This window comes from Bacillus sp. OK048 (assembly GCF_900103525.1).
Taxonomy (GTDB): domain Bacteria; phylum Bacillota; class Bacilli; order Bacillales; family Cytobacillaceae; genus Neobacillus.
Genome location: NZ_FNHN01000006.1, coordinates 246,557 through 264,714 on the forward strand (window position 1 = coordinate 246,557; position 18,158 = coordinate 264,714).

The window sequence follows — 18,158 nt, forward strand, 5'->3', positions numbered from 1 at the left end:
CTAATCCCTCCATTCCTTCCCTGTAAAAGCAATAAAAACATCCTCCAGACTCATTTCGCGGATCGAGACCTGCTCGACCTGATACTCCTTTTCCTTTGTGAATTTAAACAAATCCAAGAGTGTATCTTCCGGCTTGATGGTCCAAAGCTTTAACGTTGTACCTTCCCGCTCGGTACGGGAAACAGACTCGAAATTACTTGCAAAAACATCCGCCGCAGCTGCCGCTTCCTCGCCATCAAGAAACGATAAGCGCACTTCCCGTTCTTTGGTCAATTTTTCAATGAGTGCAGATGGTGTATCGATCGCCACAATGCTGCCTTGATCAACAATACAAACGCGATCACTTAGTTTTTCTGCCTCTTCCATATAATGTGTAGTCAGGATAGTGGTTTTACCTAACTTCTTCAATTCAAGGATAATGTCCCATATATTTCGGCGAGCCTGGGGGTCAAGGCCAGTTGTTGGTTCATCGAGAAAAATAATATCGGGGTCGCTAATCATCGCAAGTCCTATCGCAAGCCGCTGACGCTGGCCGCCAGATAGTTTTTTTACTTGGTTTTTCCGATGTTCAGTTAGATTTATTAGTTTTAGAATTTCTTCTGTTGGTCGAGCTTTTTCGTAAAAGGTAGCAAAAAGCTCTAAATTTTCTTCAGGGGTTAATAAGTCAAACATAGCACTCGATTGTGGCTGTACTCCGATTTTCATCTTAATCGCTACCGCATGATGTCCCCAATTCATGTCACCGAAATGGATTTCTCCCTGGTCCGGTGTAACCAAGCCCTCAATCATTTCCAATGTGGTGGTTTTTCCTGCTCCATTTGGTCCAATGATAGTAAATACTTCTCCGGCTTCTACAGAAAAACTAATGTCCTGAACCGCACGGATCGCACCGAATGATTTTTGTAAATTCTTTACTTCTAAAACGTTCATTTATTTTCCTCCTCCCATTTACCATGAGTGCTACAGGCTCCCTTTCCTGTATATGTTCAATAGGAAGAATTCATTCGAACTTTGTATAAAAGTAAATAGGCAAAAAAAGGAAGGGAGGTCCCTTCCTTTTTTGGGTGACATTTTTGGGTGACATTTTTGGGTGACAATTTTTGGGTGACAGGCACCGCTCGTGGACAGTGTCCACCTGAGGCGGACAGTGCATTGTTCTATTGATGTTCTTTTTGAAGTGACATTTCCATATGGTGATCGGCGTTTTTGCCGATTGACATTAGGCTCATGATGAATAGCATGGAAAAAGATCCTGTAACTACACCTGCTATGAACGTTAACATATTTCCCCCCATTTTCATTCGTACGATTCATGTTTTTTATTTGATTGTAATAAGGTATCGGTAACTTTATTTTTAAAGTTTAATCTTTTTTAAAAGCCGTATTAAACTTGGCTGTTGATTTGTGCTCCAGGCGCTTCGCTTTCCGCAGGCGGTTCGGGAAGCCTCCTCGGCGCTAAAGCGCCTGCGGGGTCTCCCCTGTCCCGTCCTCCTGCAGGAGTCTCGCGCCTTCCGCAAAAATCAACGAGTTAAAATATCAACATTACCCTTTAACACAGCCTTTTAATAAATTTCTCATTTACGTTCAATGACGATTGCTTGTGATCCCATTTGTTCCCAAGATGCGATGAATTTTTCTTTGTTTACCTTTTTGTTCTTCGTTCCGTAGGGATCATTTAGATAGATGTATTCCTGGTCGTAGCCGGTAATAACCGCACTATGCATTTTAAACGAAATCTCTACCGACCCTTGTGGAGTAGACCATGTATTGACAGTTGGTATTGGTGAAAAGCTCGTTGTAGTAATTACCCAAACAGGCAGACCTTGACTGACCTTTTCCAAAACGACAGAAAAAGGATAGTTTGATAGATTTTGAACCTTCAACTGATTATTGACATTGGTATTCGCCAAATAAAAAATAGGTCCATGGTAGACACCTAACCCAGGACCATCTTCCATATTGCCGACAAACCCCATATTGGGATTTCCGCTTTTCCCATCATCGTAGAGAAGAGGAACCTTTGGGATTTGTGCGGCGAGTTCGTTTTTAGTCACATCGATTCCCCAATAGTGAAGTAACATTGCCAAACTGGTTACTTCGCAGCCGTTAAATAACCGGGGTTCTTCCATTTGATTAAGTAAAGGTACATCCAATTGGATTTCTTCGGCTAACACCACTTTTGTGAAGGGAGTAGCAACTGCTTCTTCTTCGTTACGTCCTGTTCCCACGTCTGCTAATATAGAAAAACACAAAACTAGTACACTAAAACCATATAAAACAACCTTTTTCACAGTTGCGTCCTCCACTCCCTAGAATTTTTAACTACCTCGTAAAATCACCACGGTTACCCGACGATTTGACTGACGGTTTTCATCCGAATCATTTGGATAAAGGGGCTGAAATTCTCCAAACCCTGAAAATTGCAACCGATTTGCTTGAACCCCTTGTGACTCAAAATAGTGGAGAACGCTTGCTGCTCGAGCGGCGGACAATTCCCAATTGGAAGTATAGATGGTATTGTGTGCCGGAACATTGTCCGTATGACCTTCAATGCTTATCGGATTGGGAACGGTATTAATCAGGCCGATGAGCCCGTTTAAAGTTTGATAGGAGCGTTCTTTTAAATCCGCTCTTCCAGAATCAAATAACACCACATCTTTTAAGGACACTTCAATTCCCTTTTTTGTTTCTAAGAGAGTGACCATATCCTCTAGGCTGTTGTTTTTGATGTAGCCTTCAAGTTGTTTCTTCAATACATCGAGTTCTTCGTCATTTGTTTCGCCTTTTACTTCTACTTCCGGCAAACCCACCTCCGGTTGTGGAGAAGAAGGGTTCGGAGATAAACCCGCTTGTTGATTGTCAATCTTTGTCCCTGTTAATTCAGATTGAAAGGATTCCATGATGGACTGATACTTTACCTTGTCAACGGTACTTGCAGCATATAAGACGATAAATAATGCTAGTAACAACGTTAATAGGTCGGCATATGGAATCAGCCAAGATTCATCTACATGATCTTCATGGTCAGAGGTAAAGGCTCTTTTCCGTTTTCTCATGCCGATTTCTCCTCAAAATGATGATCCTGTTCCATTTCCTTTTCTACTATTTTGCGTTCAGACGGAGGGATATGGACCGTCAGCTTTTTCTCCAAGGCACTCGGTAAAACTCCCTGATAAATGGAGAGCAGCCCTTCAATGATAATCAGCTTTAATTCTTGCTCTTGTTTGGAAAGACGCTTTAATTTGTTCGCTAATGGATGCCATAGTACATAACCGGAAAAAATCCCAAGTAAGGTTGCAATGAATGCAGCTGAAATCGAATGACCGATTTTTTCTATTTCGGATAATGAACCGAGAGCAGCAATTAGACCAACTACGGCCCCGAGTACACCAAGAGTCGGAGCATACGTGCCTGCTTGAGTAAAAATAAGGGCGCCTGTTTTATGACGCTGCTCAATTGCCTCGACTTCATCAAATAAAACTTCCTCAATAAATTCGACATCATAGCCATCGATGATCATTTCGAGCCCCTTTTTAAAAAAAGGATCGTCAGTTGTTTCAGCAATTTCCTCTAAAGCTAAAAAGCCTTCTTTTTTGGCCATTTCTGCACATTCTATTAATCTAGCAACCTGTTCTGCTTTTGAAGGAAGTTTAGGTTCAAACAGAGCAATTTTTAACAATTTCGGAAATTTTTTAATTTCTCGAAACGGAAATGCAATAAGCACGGCAGCTGCTGTTCCGCCAAAAATAATCAGGTATGCCGCTGGATTGTTCAAGGATGCAAGTGGTGCTCCTTTTAAAATCATCCCAATACCAACTGCGAGGAGTGCCAACAAAATTCCAAAAATACTAGACATAAAATTCTCCTTTGGTTTATCTTTAATTTAGTTTAAAAAAATTTCATTCTCCATGAAACGGAAAAATTCGACCGAAAGGGGTATCCGCTTGAAGATCCAACAAAGCCAAGCTATCAGTCAGGATCGCTTTATTCCTGTGCGGGAGAAAGGGAAAGAATCCCCTTCTTTTCAACAGATTTATCAAGAAACACAATTTGATTTAACGCAGGATCGTTTGCAAACTCTCCTCAAAGGTCTGGATCAAAACGGTATTCGTTTAAGCACTTCTCAATCTGTAAAAGATTTACTGGCGTATAAACAAAGCATTCAAGACTTTTTAAAAGAAGTCGTTCAAAATGGTTACTCCATTGAAGAGTATCGGTCATTTCACTCCAATGGTAGAGATAAAAGGCTAAAATTAATTAAACAAATTGATCAGCAGTTGATCAAACTTTCCGAGCAGGTGATGGAAAAACAAACTGGCTCTGTTGACCTTTTGAAGACGATTGGTGAAATTAAAGGACTGTTAGTAAATTTATACATGTAGAGAGGAGCACGACTATGCTACGAGGAATTGATACCGCTACATCCGGGATGATTGCGTTACAGAGAAGACAAAATGCACTAACGAATAATTTGGCTAATGTCGAAACCCCAGGTTTTAAACAGGATTCAAGTCCGCTGCGTTCCTTCCCGGAAATGTTACTAGAACGCATTCGGCAAACAGAACCTTCGGGAAAAACGCCAAAGATCGGTACACTGTCCATGGGGGTCTATAATCAAGAAACGTTACCACTTTTTTCACAGGGGAGTCTAGTGACTAGCAACATGCCTTATGATGTCGCGATAAACGACCAAGCGGTGCCGCCTAGGTTAGAAAACGGGGAATACATAAAACCAGCTGCTTTTTTTGCCGTGCAAACCGCTGATGGCAGTTTCCAATTCACGCGAAATGGAAGGTTCTCGGTAAATCAAAATGGGCAGTTGACAACTTCGTCTGGAGATTTGGTTTTAGGGAAAAATGGCAGACCCATATCGGACCAAGAATTGACTTCTGGAAATGTGTTGATCCGAAATAATGGGGATATTATCGTTAACCCGGATGACCCAGCACGTGCACGAACGGTTGCTTCACTTGGAATCATGGTGGTCAATGACCCGAATCAATTAGTTAAAAAAGATAATGGTTTATATGAGCTAGAGGGGGCAGCACCCGCTATGCTGGCACAGACTCTCCCTGCAGGTTTACAGCTGCACCATAAAATGATCGAGCAATCAAACGTTGATACATCTCAAACGATTACCGAAATGATGACAAATATTCGGTTGTATGAGGCGAATCAAAAGGTACTTCAAGCGTACGATAAAACACTAGAACAATTAAATACGATTGGAAGGGTATAAAAGCTATGAATACATCTTTATTTATTGCTTCGTCTGGTGTTCGCGCCTACCAAGGGAAGTTAGATACCATCGCCAATAATATTTCAAATGTGGAATTGACAGGATTTAAGCGCAGAGAAGCCGTTTTTAGTGAAAATTTAACCGTTTCGATGCAAAACCAAGCAGAGCAGCAAAAGGAGATGGGACGTCTGTCTCCTCTAGGCATTCGAACTACTTTTGGAGCGCGTATAGCGGCAACACCATTGGATGAAACTCAAGGCGCGCCAAAGCAAACAGATCAACCCTTTGATTTCATGGTCGAAGGAAACGGTTTTTTTCGAGTACAACGAACAACAGGAACAACAACGGAAATTTTGTATACGAGAGGTGGAGCCTTTCAGCAATCTCCTGTTGGCGGGGGAAGATTTCAGCTAGTAAACGCCCATGGTGATGTGCTACTTGATCAAAATCAAAATCCCATTGAATGGAGCACGGACAATGGATTTGTGGTGGCAACCGATGGAACCGTTACGGGGACAAACCAGCAAATCGGATTGGTCGACTTCAGTAATCCACAGTTGTTAAAGGATGATGGCGGAGTTTACCGGTTAACAGGTGGAGCTGTTACCGCTGTGAATGCTAATTATCAAATCAAACAAGGCTTTTTAGAATCTTCGAATGTGGATTTAAATCAGGAAATGACCGATATGATCAAAGCACAAAGGGGCTATCAAGCAAATGCCCGGGCGCTTAGTTATGCAGATCAAATGATGGGAATCGCGAATGGAATTATGAGGACATAGTGGAATGTATACCAATTTAGCGGCGGCTGTTCAGGCGGCCGTTTCTTTTTTGTGAAAAAATGAGAATTACTCTAAACATTCAGCAATAAACTGCCGATACAAAAAGTATGGATAGAGTTAAAAGGAGCGGACGTTATGAAAATTAATCCGATAAATCGAATCGATACTGTTTATCAAGCCTATCAAAAACAACAACCGAACCGGTCTGAAGCAACGAAACAGCCTCAAACGGATAAGGTAGAGCTATCAAGCGAAGCTCAACTGCAAATTCAAAAAGAAAAAGATGCAAAAATAGAGCAGTTGAAAAGTCAAATTGCCAATGGCACTTACAAAGTAGACAGTGAAAAGTTAGCGGAAAAATTACTCTCAGCTTGGAAGTCAGGTGCGAAAATCGATGAATAGCCTCACAGAAGTTTTGCAGATGTTAACCGACCTGCATATCACATTATTAGAGACCGCAAAGAAAAAGCAGGACATCTTAATTTCTGCAGAAATCAATCCGTTGCTTGCTGTCATGGCGGATGAATCTAAGCTCATCAAAAAAATCAAAGAAGCAGATGAGCTGAGGATGGAAGTATTAGAACACGACAAACCCTATCTTCCCCTTTCGAAGTTAATTGAACAACAGCCTGACGGAGTGACAAAAGCGGAGTGGACGTCGAAAGTGAAATTACTTCAGCGTTTATTTGAAGAAATTGATCATGTAAACAAACATAATCAGCAATTGATTCAGCAGTCGTTAACCTATACACAGTTTATGATCGAGCAAATGATACCACAATCAAAGGATTCGGGTCTTTATAGTTCAGAAGCGGAAGCACAGGATTCAAGAGAATATGCTCGTTTGTTTGATTTAAAAGCATAGGGGAGAAAAAAGATGTACTCAACCTTTCATGGATTAGAAATCGGAAAAAGAGCAATTTTATCCCAACAAACTGCACTTAGTACAACAGGACATAACATCGCCAACGCAAACACGAAGGGGTACACGCGGCAAGAAGCTGTACTGCAGGCTACCCGACCACTGGCCTCACCAAATCCCAATAATGGAACGCTCCCGATGCAAATGGGAACGGGTGTGGAGGTTTCGGAGTTTCGGAGGATTCGCGAGAGTTATTTAGATAACCAATTTCAGAACGAACAGCAAAAAGCTGGATATTGGGAAGCAAAAGCAAATTCTCTCTCTCAGCTTGAAGATGTTTTTAACGAACTTTCAGATTCGGGCTTAAGCAGCTCCCTCAATCGTTTTTGGCAAGGTCTGCAGGAGCTTTCAAAACAACCTGAAAGTATATCTGCAAGAGTAGTTGTCGTAGCGAATGGAAAAGAGGTAGCCAGTAACTTAAATCAAATCTTTTCGGGTATAGCAGATTACGAAAAAAGTCTGACAGATCAGCTACAAGTAAAAGCGAATGAAGTGAATGCAGCGGCAAATGAAATTGCTACTTTAAATCAACAAATTGCACAAAATATTGGTGCTGGGAAACAACCCAATGATTTGCTTGATCGCCGCGATTTACTGCTTGATAACCTTTCTAAAATCGCTAACATCGAAGTTACCCCAACCGTAAATGGAAAGGTCGATGTGTCGATTAGTGGTGTAAAGTTGGTAGAAGGGAATTCCGCCAACACATTTACAGTGAATCCTCAAGATGGCGGGGCTAAAATTGCTGGTAATCTTGTTGAATTAAAAGGCGGAGAAATCAAGGGATTACTTGAAACACTTGGTTATATGGATGCAACGGGTACAACCGTTGGAAGGATTCCTGAGTTAAAAACAAGTATCAATCTTTTGGCAACGACGATCGCAGAAAGCATGAATGCGATTCATGCGGGTGATCAGGCAAGGAATTTGGATGATGTTCAAGCGAGAAGTGAGGATCCAACTGCGCCATTAGAAAAATTACTGTTTTTTGTCGATAAAGATGATCCGACACAGCCTCCGAAGGATGCTGGAAATATCATCATCAATCCAGCTTTGGTTGACTACCCTGCTAAAGTGGCGGCTGCTTCCTCTGATAATATTGGGGATGGCTCTAATGCAACTCTGATGAGTGATGTGTTTTTTCAAAAAATAGATATTGGTGGAACGAACACGACTATTGGTGATTTTTATAAAAAGGTCATTGGCCAATTAGGAACCGACGTTCTAGGAGCACAGTTATCAGGTGAAAATGCCACGGCGATGGTCCAAATGGTAGACAATCGTAGACAGTCTGTTTCTGGAGTTTCGATTGACGAAGAAATGACAAATATGATTCGATACCAGCAAGCCTATAATGCTGCTGCACGTTATGTGTCTGCGGTAAACGATCTATTAAATACCTTGATTAACGGAATGAAGTAAAGGACGTAGATTATGACAAGGGAGGAGGAGTAGAATGCGCGTTACACATCAAATGCTGAGCCAGCAATTTATTCAAAATTTAAATCGTAATAATACCTCTATGGAGAAACTTCAGGGACAAATATCCTCTGGGAAAAAGTTCGAAAAGATATCGGATCAACCTGGTGACGCACTAAAAGGATTAACCTATCGTTCCTCCCTTAGTCATGTTGAGCAATTTCAAAAAAATGCACAAGATGGAATCGATTGGAGCACAGCGATGGATGGTGCACTTGGGAATGTCACCGATGTTCTACATCGCGTTCGCGAGCTAACGGTAGAGGCCAGTAATGATACTGTAAATAGCAGCGACCGAAAAAATATCGCAGTTGAAATTCGCTCCCTGATTCAGCAGGTGGGGAATATTGCGAATACAGCGTATGGCAGTGGTTACCTCTTTTCGGGAACAGATCTGAATACTCAGCCGTATCAATATGATACGTTACAGCAGACGAGTGACAACGGAAAAGAATGGACGATCGGCCAAGGAATCAATGTAAATGGAAAAGTTCATGCTTCTTCCGTATTTGGATTTGAAGTTGACGGGGAAAACTTATTTAAAACAATGGAGAATCTTGCTCAAACCTTAGAAAATGGGGAAAATCCAGGTTCATTACTGAATTCGGTAGACAAACAAATGGATAACCTGATTACGCAACGGACCATTGTCGGAACCAATCAAAATTTACTGGAACTGGCGGCCAATAAATTGGATCAAGCCCAATTTTTAAATAAAAAGATGCTGTCAAATACTGAGGATACGGATATTACTAAAGCCTTTACTGAATTGACCTTGCAAGAAACAGCTTTAAAAGCTGCGCTAACCGCTGGTGGTAAAATCATGCAGTTAAGTTTAGCTGACTTTTTACGATAAAAAATAGTTTTCGGATTTCCCCATCTTCCCTTTTGAGATGGGGATGTCTTATTTCATCATAAAATGAGGAGGAAGTATGGAAGCGTATTTGATTTTACTAATAGTAGCTGCTGTGATCATCGTTTCTTCTATTCTATATTTAGCTAGACGAAAAGAATGGAAGAAACAAAAAAAGCTAAATAAAGAAGAGAAACAGACCAATCAAAGAGACAATTTCAGACTACGCGTGATGATCAAAAATTCAATTATGGAAGTTCTCAAAGTTGGAAGTATCGATGTGAATCAAAATGATTATTGTGAGATCGAGGATATAAGTGCAGGTGGAGCAGGAATCATCTCCTATTATGATTTTTCTTTAAAGCAACAGGTATACGTTAGGGTTCATTTTTACCTAAATGATGAGGAATTCTCATTAGAAGGGAGAATCGTTCGAAAAATCGAAAGAATCAATAGAAGTAGTTTTTTTTATGGCATTCAATTTTTAAATCTATCTAGTAGTGATGAAAAGCGATTGGTGAAAGAAATCTTTGCAATGGAAAACCAGCGAAGAAAAATTGCAATAAAATAAAAAGTTTTTCTATTATCCCCTCTACTTCCTCTAAATTCATGTCGATATATAAGAATAGAGAGGGAAAATATTCCTCAACTATAGGAGGGTACATAAAATGAGAATTAACACAAACGTAGCAGCACTAAACACACATCGTCAGTTAACAGTTGGATCAAATGCAGCAGCAAAAAACATGGAAAGATTGTCTTCCGGTCTTCGTATTAACCGTGCAAGTGATGACGCAGCTGGTCTAGCAATCTCTGAAAAAATGCGTGGACAAATCCGCGGATTGGAAGCAGCACAAAAGAACGCACAAAACGGTGTTTCCTTACTACAAACGGCTGAAGGTGCTTTAAATGAAACACATTCAATTTTACAACGTATGCGTGAACTATCGGTACAATCTGCCAACGATACAAACACATCTTCTGACCGTGTAAAACTTCAATCCGAGATTGACACATTAGCTGAAGAAGTAAGCCGTATCGGTTCTTCTGCAGAGTTTAATGGTAAGAAACTTTTAAACGGTTCATTTGACGGTACATTCCAAATTGGTGCTAACCAAGACCAGAATATGAGCCTTAAGATTGGGGATTCACAATCATTTAGTTTAGGTGTTGCGGGTAAAGTTGGAATTGAGCAATCTAGTACCGTTACTGCTGGGGCTACAACAACAGGTGATACATTAAAGGCTGGAACTTACAGTGTATCCGATAATGCAGGTACTTTTGAAGTGAAAGACGAGAATGGAAAAGTGGTAGCAGATAGTGCAGATGGTTTAACTTTTACTACGAAAGCGTTTGATGGTACAGCTGGTGATGATACATTTACATTCAGCCAAGCGGTTAAATCTGGTACGTTAAGCTACGATGGAACAAATGTGAAAGCAACTGCACAATTCGATAATAGCGGTCTTGAAGCTGGTTCTTATAAATTTGATGCAAATGATAATGTTCTTTTAGATACACATGGTGAAGTAGTAGCACGTACAACAGATGGTATTGCATTCAAGGGAGCTGACGGTTCGACAGTATTTTCAGCAACTGTAGCATTAACGGATAAGGATGAACTTAAAGTTGGTGGTGCAGACGTTTCAACACAAGCTGCAGCTAATAAATCGATCACAGCTATAAACACAGCGATTGAAACGGTTGCTGCTGAGCGTTCTAAAATGGGTGCGGTGCAAAACCGACTTGAATTTACAAACAACAGCTTAAGCACAACGGCTGAAAACTTAACATCTGCAGAATCTCGTATTCGTGATGTTGATATGGCGAAAGAAATGATGACATTCACAAAGAATAATATTCTTTCTCAAGCAGCTCAAGCAATGCTTGCTCAAGCAAATCAACAGCCACAAGCAGTACTTCAATTACTTCGTTAATATCTAAAAAAGAGATTTAAGGGAACTTAAATCTCTTTTTTAAAACTATTTTATAAAAAAGGAGGGAGTTTTTTTGAGGAAAATTAAATCACTCCCAATCATTGTTAGTTTCATACTGATCGTTCAACTATTCTTTCCTATTTTCGGTGTGTTGGCTGCAGAGGTCCAGGCACCTGCTAATCTAAAAATCTATGAACGTTATCCTGGCAGTGCTGTGATCGAATGGGATGCTGTGCCTTACAGCTCCGGATATAAAGTCTATAGAATGGACGGTAATACGAAAACGCTGACGTCACAACCAACTACTAACAAAGCGTTTATCACCTTAAAAGAGGGAACCTACTCATTCGTTGTATCGTCCATTGTAAATGGATCGGAATCACCCCTCTCGCAACCAGTTTCTATTGAAATCATTTATCCAAAGATGCAAGCACCAGGTAATATTCAATCAAAGGTAGAAAGACTTTATGATGTAACATTAAGTTGGGACACGGCAAGCTATGTCCATTATTATAAAATCTATCGAGTGGTGGATGGAATCAGGAGCTTAGTCACTACCACCGAGAAGACCGCTTATGCTTTTACTACCTTACCTGAAGGGCATTATATCTATGAGGTAACAGCCTATAATAGTATATTTGGTGAATCAGAACAAGCGTCTCGTGTTGAGCTAGATATCGTATATCCAGATATGGAGGCACCTGCTAATCTGACATATACCATAGCAAACGGTAATGACGTGACCTTAAGCTGGGCTCGTTCTAATCACGCGAATAAATATAATATTTATAAGGTTGAAGATAACAAGAGAACCCTTGTTACTTCCACGACTAATTTAAATGTGACACTAACGAATGTACCAGAAGGAAAACATTTATATGAAGTGACATCTTTCAGCTATACATTTAAGGAATCAGAAAAGGCTGCCAGCATTGAGGTTAGTCTAATCCATCCAGATGTAAAGGCTCCTGGGAATTTGAATTTATCGATTACAAATGGAAATGATGGAGCCCTAAGCTGGAGTAAAGTAGATTATGCGACGAATTACAAGATTTATCAGATCATCGATGAATCAAGGGTATTACTAAAACAGACAACGTATCAGCAGCTGAGTTTACCCAATATGGAAAAAGGAAACTATATTTATGAAGTAACTGCATATAGTGACCGTTTTGGTGAATCATTGGGAGCTAGGCTGGAGCAACAAGTGATTCATCCAGATATGCAAAAGCCAGAAGGTTTTACAGGCTCAGTTTTAAATGTAGATACTCTTTATTTAAAATGGACCAAAGCAGAATATGCAAAAAGCTATAAGCTCTACCAAATTATAAATGGCGAGCGAAAATTTGTTTCAGACATTAACAATACCTATACAGCGATTAACAATTTACCAGAAGGTGACTATGTGTATGAAATCACCTCTTATAGTGATCGCTTTGGTGAATCAGCAAAGGCTTCTCGAATAGAAGCTACCATTGTTTATCCTAAAATATCGGCACCAAAAGTGCAAGTTTACGTGAATCAGGAAGCCAAGTCTATTGCTCTATGGTGGGATGTAGTCGACTATGCAACTTCTTACGATATTTATCAAGTAGTAGATGGAGAACGAGTTTTTGTACAAAACACACCGAATACCCGTATTGTGTTTAACAATATGCCTTATGGTACTTACACCTATGAGGTAATCGCACATAGTAAGTATGGAGATTCACCTTTTTCAAACCAAGTGACTGCCGATGTAGAGCCGATATTAGAGGCTCCAACGACTCCAAAAGCATCAGTTAAAGGTGACGAAGTTGTGCTTAGCTGGGATCCAGTTAAAGACGCTGATTCCTATAATGTCTATGAAGAAGTAGATGGAAAGCAAGTGTTTGTCGGAAATACTAGTGATCCAGAATTAGCATTAAAGGGCTTGGAACCAGGTGAACATACGTATACAATCGTTCCGGTCTCTCCAACAGGAAAAGAATCCAGCGAATCCACCAAGGTGACAGTTGATGTCGACCAATCAGATACAACTGCACCTGTAACGGTATCAAATGTTGCGGATAAGTGGAATCGAGAAGCTGTTACTGTAGAATTAACGGCAACAGATGATTTAAGTGGAGTTGCGAAAACATTCTATTCAATTAACGGCTCAGATTTTGCAGAGGGTACAAGCTTTGTTGTTAGTGAGGCTGGAGTTTCAACTGTTTCATTCTATAGTGTCGATAACGTAGGCAATATAGAAGAAGTGAAAACAGTGGAAGTGAAAATTGATGAGAATCCACCGGTTACAACTTCGAACGTGACTGATGAGTGGCAAAAGCATTCCTTCTTGGTAAAACTATCGGCAACGGATGATCTTAGTGGAATTAAAGACACTTATTATTCCGTAAATGGTGCTGAATATGTTAAAGGGGCAACAGCTTTTGTTAGTGATCCAGGACTGAATACTGTTTCCTTCTTCAGCGTGGACAACGCAGGGAATATAGAGGAAGTAAAAACGGTTTCAGTGAAAGTTGATGCGACTGCTCCTGTGACGACATCGAATATTGGTGACCAGTGGAATCAAGGGGAAGTAGCCGTAGAATTATTGGCTACCGACGATTTAAGTGGTGTGGCAAACACCTACTATTCTATTAATGGTTCGGAATTTGTGGAAGGAACCGTGTTTACCGTAAATCAAGGAATAAGTGAAGTCTCTTTCTACAGTGAGGACTTTGCAGGTAATGTAGAAGAAGTAAAAACAGTTAAAGTGCAGATTGATACTGCCGCTCCAGAAACCACATCAAATGTTACCGACCAATGGAATCAAGGGGAAGTAGCAGTTGAATTAACAGCAACTGATGACCTAAGCGGAGTAGCGAAAACCTTCTATTCTATTAATGACTCAGAATTCGTAGAAGGAACAACGTTTAAGGTAACCGATGAAGCTGTCAATGAAGTATCATTCTACAGCATAGACAAAGCAGGCAACGTAGAAGACGTGAAAACAGTAGAAGTGAAGATTGATACTGCCGCTCCAGAAACCACATCAAATGTTACCGACCAGTGGAATCAAGGAGAAGTAGCAATCCAATTAACAGCAACTGACGACCTAAGCGGAGTAGCGAAAACCTTCTATTCTATTAATGGTTCAGAATTCGTAGAGGGAACAACGTTTACGGTAACCGATGAAGCTGTCAATGAAGTATCATTCTACAGCGTAGACAACGCAGGCAACGTAGAAGACGTAAAAACAGTAGAAGTAAAGATTGACAGTGCCGCTCCAGAAACCACATCAAATGTTCCCGACCAATGGAATCAAGGGGAAGTAGCAGTCCAATTAACAGCAACCGACGACCTAAGCGGAGTAGCGAAAACATTCTATTCTATTAACGGCACAGAATTTGTAGAAGGAACAGCATTTACGGTCTCCGAAGAAGGCGTAAATAAAGTATCGTTCTACAGTGTTGATAACGCCGGAAATATTGAAGAAACAAAAACTGTTGAAGTGAAAATTGACAGTGCCGCTCCAGAAACCACATCAAATGTTCCCGACCAATGGAATCAAGGGGAAGTAGCAGTCCAATTAACAGCAACTGATGACCTAAGCGGTGTAGCGAAAACATTCTATTCTATTAATGGCTCAGAATTCGTAGAAGGAACAGCATTTACGGTATCCGAAGAAGGCATAAATAAAATATCTTTCTACAGTGTTGATCAGGCTGGTAACATTGAGAATGCAAAAACAGTAGATGTGAAAGTAGATAAGACAGCCCCTATTGTTACATGGAATGGGAATGAAGAATATACACAAGGAAGCAAGATAAAACTTAGTTATTCGGCTTCAGATGCTCTATCTGGTATTGTTCATGAAACCATAACCTTAAATGGAAAAACCTATAAGAAAGGTGACGTTGTAACACTAAAGGATCCAGGAAGCTACAAAGTAATTGTAACGGTGACGGATCAAGCAGGATGGACAACAACACTAGAAAAGACAATTGCTGGATATATTCCTGCTACCATTCGTGTGTATCCTGGTGGGGGAAAAGATGACGATGATAACAAATGCAACAAGCACGAGTATAACAATAAAAAATATGATGATGATGATGATGACAAATACAACAAAAACAACAAAAACAACAAAAACGATAATAACAATAAAAAGCATGATAATGATGAAGACAATGAAAGCAATGGTGTTTTTAAAGTTGAAGTAACTTTACCAAAGGGTATGAAAGCGAATTTTGACCTTTCGACAGTCACTTTAAATGGGATTAAACCGATTTCCAAGAATAAAGGGCTTGCTAAACAGGCAGAAAAGGGAACGTTTTTCTTTGAACGCAGTGACTTCAACTGGCAAGTTATCGGTGGAGGAAATTCAGGAAAAGGTAGTAAATATGAAGAAGTTCAAGTGGAATTCAAAGGTATGTCCAACAATCAACTCGTAATTGGCTATACAACTGTCTCTGTAAAAAAGGAAAATCAACAACATGCTAACGGTAACATCGCATACTGGTTAATTAATCTATTCAAACTTTTTTAAGTAATTTTTCAAGAAGGCCTTAGAATTCCTAAGGCCTTTTTTCCATGTTGAAAAAGCACTGCTAGGAGTCTGACAGAAATCAGGAAAAAATTCATTTTATCAGGAAATATCCCCACTATATCAGGAAATCCCATCTTTTTTTAAAAAAACCCTCTCCTTTTTCCTACTACCTGCCGATACTACTATAGAGATTATACTTATATGGGGTGATTAGCTGTGAATTATTCCTCTATCACTAGGTTAACAGGGTTTGCTTCAGGAATGGATACAGACTCTATTGTTAAAAAGCTGATGAATGCGGAGAGTATCTCGCTTAATAAACTGAAACAAAACCAACAAAAGCAAACATGGTTAAGTGATACATACCGGCAATGGAATGCGGATTTGTTAGCGTTTCGGTCGAATACGGTTTTAAATATGAGTCTATCAAAAACGTATAATACGTTTGATGTTGCTTCTAGCCAAGAGAATTCCGTTTCAGCCACTGCTCCAGGCACTTCCATAGCAGGTACCTATTCAGTAGAAGTAAAACAATTGGCAAGTTCAGCTACTTTTGCTGGGGATAAAGTAAGTCTGGACCCAACGAAGTCGCTTGGAAATTCTGTTCAAGGTGCAGGGCAATTAACAGCGGATACTTCCATTGTAATGAAAGTAAACAATGAAACGGTAACACTTGATATTAAAACAACCGATAAAATCAACGATGTCGTTGCAAAAATAAACGGTGCCAAGGATAGTACGGGGAAAAGCTTAGGGCTGCAAGCCTTTTATGACCCAACGCTACAGCAATTTATATTAAAAACAAAGGAAACTGGGGTCAGTAGCGAAATTGACCTAAGTATGAATACAAGTCCTGAAAGTCAGGCGTTTTTAAAAAATACATTGGGCCTTGATACAACAAATTTAGTCGCTACAGGACAAAATGCCAATGTCATTTTTAATGGAAATGAAATAACAACCTTAACATCAAATCATGCGACCATCATGGGAATAAGTTTTTCCTTTAAAAGTCCAACCATTGGTGCAACCACGGTAACGGTTTCCCAAAACACGGACGGAGTCGTTAAAAATATTAAAGATTTTGTGGATCAATATAATGGTCTGCTGGAAAAAATCAACAAGGCGGTAAGTGATCCTGTTTATAGGGACTTCCAACCTCTCTTGGAAGAACAGAAAAGTGAGATGTCTGAGAAACAAATTGAAAATTGGGAAGAAAAAGCGAAAAGCGGTCTTGTTCGCAGTGACAGTATCCTCTCTGGGTTGGTTACGAAAATGCGCAGTGCGATGACTTCTATTGTCGATAATGGCAGTTCCTACAATTCCCTTTCGTCCATCGGGATTTCATCTAGAAGCTATCAGGACAAAGGGAAACTTTATGTGGACGAAACAAAATTAAAAGAGGCCATTCAAGCTGACCCTGATGCAGTTGAAAAACTGTTTTCACAACTTGGAGATTCTAGTAAAGGAACAAGTGGGATTATTAATCGGATTTCTGAGACTTTACAGGACGGGATTAAAGAATTGACCAATAAAGCGGGTTATACCGGGAATAACCAGTATGATCAAAGTATTATAGGGAAGTTATTGTCAAATACGCAAATAGATATTACCCGCCAAACCGTGAAGCTACAACGGAAAGAAGAACAATATTATCGCCAATTTGCGGCAATGGAGCAAGCGATGTCACGTCTTAATTCACAAAGCTCTTGGCTATCACAGCAAATGGGCGGAGGTATGTAGGCTATGAATATTGGAGGATTATCTAGTAATTGGCTACTTCAAAAAACCATTATGGATACTTCGCGCCTGGGGAATAGTAAACTTTCGAGTCTATCAAGTCTAACTAGCAGTTCCTTTGAGCAATTGCTAGAACAAGTATTGTTGCAAACTGAATTGAATCAGAAGTCTAGCGGTAATCTAGATATTTCATCCCTGCTTATGACTAGTTTGGGCTCGGTTGTCCCTCAGACAGGTGCTGGAGTTTCACAAAGTGTAACCCTTACTTCAAAAACGACGGGCAGCGACAATCTTGATGCCCATCTAAAAGGGGTGTTGCAGAATACAGGTCACCTTTTTGAAGAAGCTGGTAAAAAGTATGGCATTGCTCCCGCTCTTCTGGCGGCCATTTCTATCCATGAAACGGGTAATGGAACATCTAACGCAGCTCGCTTTAAATATAATGTGGCAGGGATGATGGGGAAAAACGGTTTAAGATCTTATTCATCCATTGAAGAAAGCATTTTTGATATGGCCCGTAACCTCCGTCAAAACTATCTAGATAAAGGGAAATTAACGATCGCTCAAATCGGTGCCAAGTATGCACCAATCGGAGCGGCAAATGACCCAACTCAACTTAATAATCACTGGGTAACAGGTGTTCAGCGCTACTTTGATACCTTAACAACAGGGGGTAATTTCGCTTAATGGGTA

17 protein-coding genes are annotated in these 18,158 nt (G+C 40.2%); 12 read left to right on the top strand and 5 right to left on the bottom strand.

Features of this window, described 5'->3' with window-relative positions:
* The 5 genes from BLR86_RS13230 to motA form a co-directional block, all read right to left on the bottom strand.
* Entirely contained in the window at positions 1 to 930 is a 930-nt protein-coding gene (locus BLR86_RS13230) for an ABC transporter ATP-binding protein (protein ID WP_090762140.1), read from the bottom strand.
* A 227-nt stretch (positions 931 to 1,157) separates the two neighbouring features.
* Complete coding sequence (locus BLR86_RS25670) at positions 1,158 to 1,283, bottom strand: DUF3789 domain-containing protein (protein ID WP_139185612.1); 126 nt, start codon at positions 1,281 to 1,283, stop codon at positions 1,158 to 1,160.
* A gap of 291 nt (positions 1,284 to 1,574) precedes the next feature.
* Entirely contained in the window at positions 1,575 to 2,291 is a 717-nt protein-coding gene (locus BLR86_RS13235) for a C39 family peptidase (protein ID WP_254782326.1), read from the bottom strand.
* Between the two features lie 27 nt (positions 2,292 to 2,318).
* Positions 2,319 to 3,056, bottom strand: coding sequence for an OmpA family protein (locus BLR86_RS13240; RefSeq protein WP_090762142.1), 738 nt, complete (start codon positions 3,054 to 3,056; stop codon positions 2,319 to 2,321).
* Positions 3,053 to 3,856: a flagellar motor stator protein MotA gene (gene motA, locus BLR86_RS13245; protein WP_090762144.1), complete on the bottom strand. Its 804-nt coding sequence runs from the start codon at positions 3,854 to 3,856 to the stop codon at positions 3,053 to 3,055. The genes BLR86_RS13240 and motA overlap by 4 nt, the downstream gene beginning before the upstream one ends.
* 88 nt (positions 3,857 to 3,944) lie before the next feature.
* On the opposite strand from motA, the gene BLR86_RS13250 reads away from it, so the two are divergent.
* From BLR86_RS13250 to BLR86_RS13305, 12 genes are all read left to right on the top strand, one after another.
* Entirely contained in the window at positions 3,945 to 4,382 is a 438-nt protein-coding gene (locus tag BLR86_RS13250; protein WP_175492884.1) for a YaaR family protein, read from the top strand.
* Positions 4,383 to 4,396: 14 nt separating this feature from the next.
* Positions 4,397 to 5,239 carry a flagellar hook-basal body protein gene (locus BLR86_RS13255; protein ID WP_090762148.1) on the top strand — a complete coding sequence of 281 codons (843 nt, stop codon included), beginning with the start codon at positions 4,397 to 4,399 and terminating at the stop codon, positions 5,237 to 5,239.
* A gap of 5 nt (positions 5,240 to 5,244) precedes the next feature.
* Positions 5,245 to 6,021 carry a flagellar hook-basal body protein gene (locus BLR86_RS13260; RefSeq protein ID WP_090762150.1) on the top strand — a complete coding sequence of 259 codons (777 nt, stop codon included), beginning with the start codon at positions 5,245 to 5,247 and terminating at the stop codon, positions 6,019 to 6,021.
* A gap of 135 nt (positions 6,022 to 6,156) precedes the next feature.
* Positions 6,157 to 6,423, top strand: coding sequence for a flagellar biosynthesis anti-sigma factor FlgM (gene flgM / locus BLR86_RS13265; protein WP_090762152.1), 267 nt, complete (start codon positions 6,157 to 6,159; stop codon positions 6,421 to 6,423).
* A complete protein-coding gene (locus BLR86_RS13270; RefSeq protein WP_090762154.1) occupies positions 6,416 to 6,886 on the top strand; it encodes a flagellar protein FlgN in 471 nt (156 codons plus the stop codon). Before flgM ends, BLR86_RS13270 begins: the two co-directional genes overlap by 8 nt.
* 12 nt (positions 6,887 to 6,898) lie before the next feature.
* Complete coding sequence (gene flgK, locus BLR86_RS13275; RefSeq protein ID WP_090762156.1) at positions 6,899 to 8,365, top strand: flagellar hook-associated protein FlgK; 1,467 nt, start codon at positions 6,899 to 6,901, stop codon at positions 8,363 to 8,365.
* A 34-nt stretch (positions 8,366 to 8,399) separates the two neighbouring features.
* Positions 8,400 to 9,278 (top strand): flagellar hook-associated protein FlgL, encoded by an 879-nt coding sequence (flgL, locus tag BLR86_RS13280; RefSeq protein ID WP_090762158.1) that lies wholly within the window; start codon positions 8,400 to 8,402, stop codon positions 9,276 to 9,278.
* 76 nt (positions 9,279 to 9,354) lie between these two features.
* Positions 9,355 to 9,846, top strand: coding sequence for a PilZ domain-containing protein (locus tag BLR86_RS13285; protein ID WP_090762160.1), 492 nt, complete (start codon positions 9,355 to 9,357; stop codon positions 9,844 to 9,846).
* A gap of 97 nt (positions 9,847 to 9,943) precedes the next feature.
* Positions 9,944 to 11,212, top strand: a complete 1,269-nt coding sequence (locus tag BLR86_RS13290) for a flagellin N-terminal helical domain-containing protein (protein ID WP_090762162.1) — start codon at positions 9,944 to 9,946, stop codon at positions 11,210 to 11,212.
* Between the two features lie 73 nt (positions 11,213 to 11,285).
* A complete protein-coding gene (locus tag BLR86_RS13295) occupies positions 11,286 to 15,728 on the top strand; it encodes an OmpL47-type beta-barrel domain-containing protein (RefSeq protein WP_090762164.1) in 4,443 nt (1,480 codons plus the stop codon).
* 216 nt (positions 15,729 to 15,944) lie between these two features.
* The gene (gene fliD, locus BLR86_RS13300) at positions 15,945 to 17,468 is read left to right on the top strand and encodes a flagellar filament capping protein FliD (RefSeq protein WP_090762166.1); all 1,524 of its coding nucleotides are present in this window, start codon (positions 15,945 to 15,947) and stop codon (positions 17,466 to 17,468) included.
* 3 nt (positions 17,469 to 17,471) lie between these two features.
* The gene (locus tag BLR86_RS13305; RefSeq protein WP_090762168.1) at positions 17,472 to 18,152 is read left to right on the top strand and encodes a glucosaminidase domain-containing protein; all 681 of its coding nucleotides are present in this window, start codon (positions 17,472 to 17,474) and stop codon (positions 18,150 to 18,152) included.
* The last annotated feature ends 6 nt before the right edge of the window (positions 18,153 to 18,158 follow it).

Coding starts and splice junctions, on each gene's coding strand:
- BLR86_RS13230 (WP_090762140.1), bottom strand. CDS start 930: ATGAACGTTTTAGAAGTAAAGAATTTACAAAAATCATTCGGTGCGATC.
- BLR86_RS25670 (WP_139185612.1), bottom strand. CDS start 1,283: ATGTTAACGTTCATAGCAGGTGTAGTTACAGGATCTTTTTCCATGCTA.
- BLR86_RS13240 (WP_090762142.1), bottom strand. CDS start 3,056: ATGAGAAAACGGAAAAGAGCCTTTACCTCTGACCATGAAGATCATGTA.
- motA (WP_090762144.1), bottom strand. CDS start 3,856: ATGTCTAGTATTTTTGGAATTTTGTTGGCACTCCTCGCAGTTGGTATT.
- BLR86_RS13255 (WP_090762148.1), top strand. CDS start 4,397: ATGCTACGAGGAATTGATACCGCTACATCCGGGATGATTGCGTTACAG.
- BLR86_RS13260 (WP_090762150.1), top strand. CDS start 5,245: ATGAATACATCTTTATTTATTGCTTCGTCTGGTGTTCGCGCCTACCAA.
- flgM (WP_090762152.1), top strand. CDS start 6,157: ATGAAAATTAATCCGATAAATCGAATCGATACTGTTTATCAAGCCTAT.
- BLR86_RS13270 (WP_090762154.1), top strand. CDS start 6,416: ATGAATAGCCTCACAGAAGTTTTGCAGATGTTAACCGACCTGCATATC.
- flgK (WP_090762156.1), top strand. CDS start 6,899: ATGTACTCAACCTTTCATGGATTAGAAATCGGAAAAAGAGCAATTTTA.
- flgL (WP_090762158.1), top strand. CDS start 8,400: ATGCGCGTTACACATCAAATGCTGAGCCAGCAATTTATTCAAAATTTA.
- BLR86_RS13285 (WP_090762160.1), top strand. CDS start 9,355: ATGGAAGCGTATTTGATTTTACTAATAGTAGCTGCTGTGATCATCGTT.
- BLR86_RS13290 (WP_090762162.1), top strand. CDS start 9,944: ATGAGAATTAACACAAACGTAGCAGCACTAAACACACATCGTCAGTTA.
- BLR86_RS13305 (WP_090762168.1), top strand. CDS start 17,472: ATGAATATTGGAGGATTATCTAGTAATTGGCTACTTCAAAAAACCATT.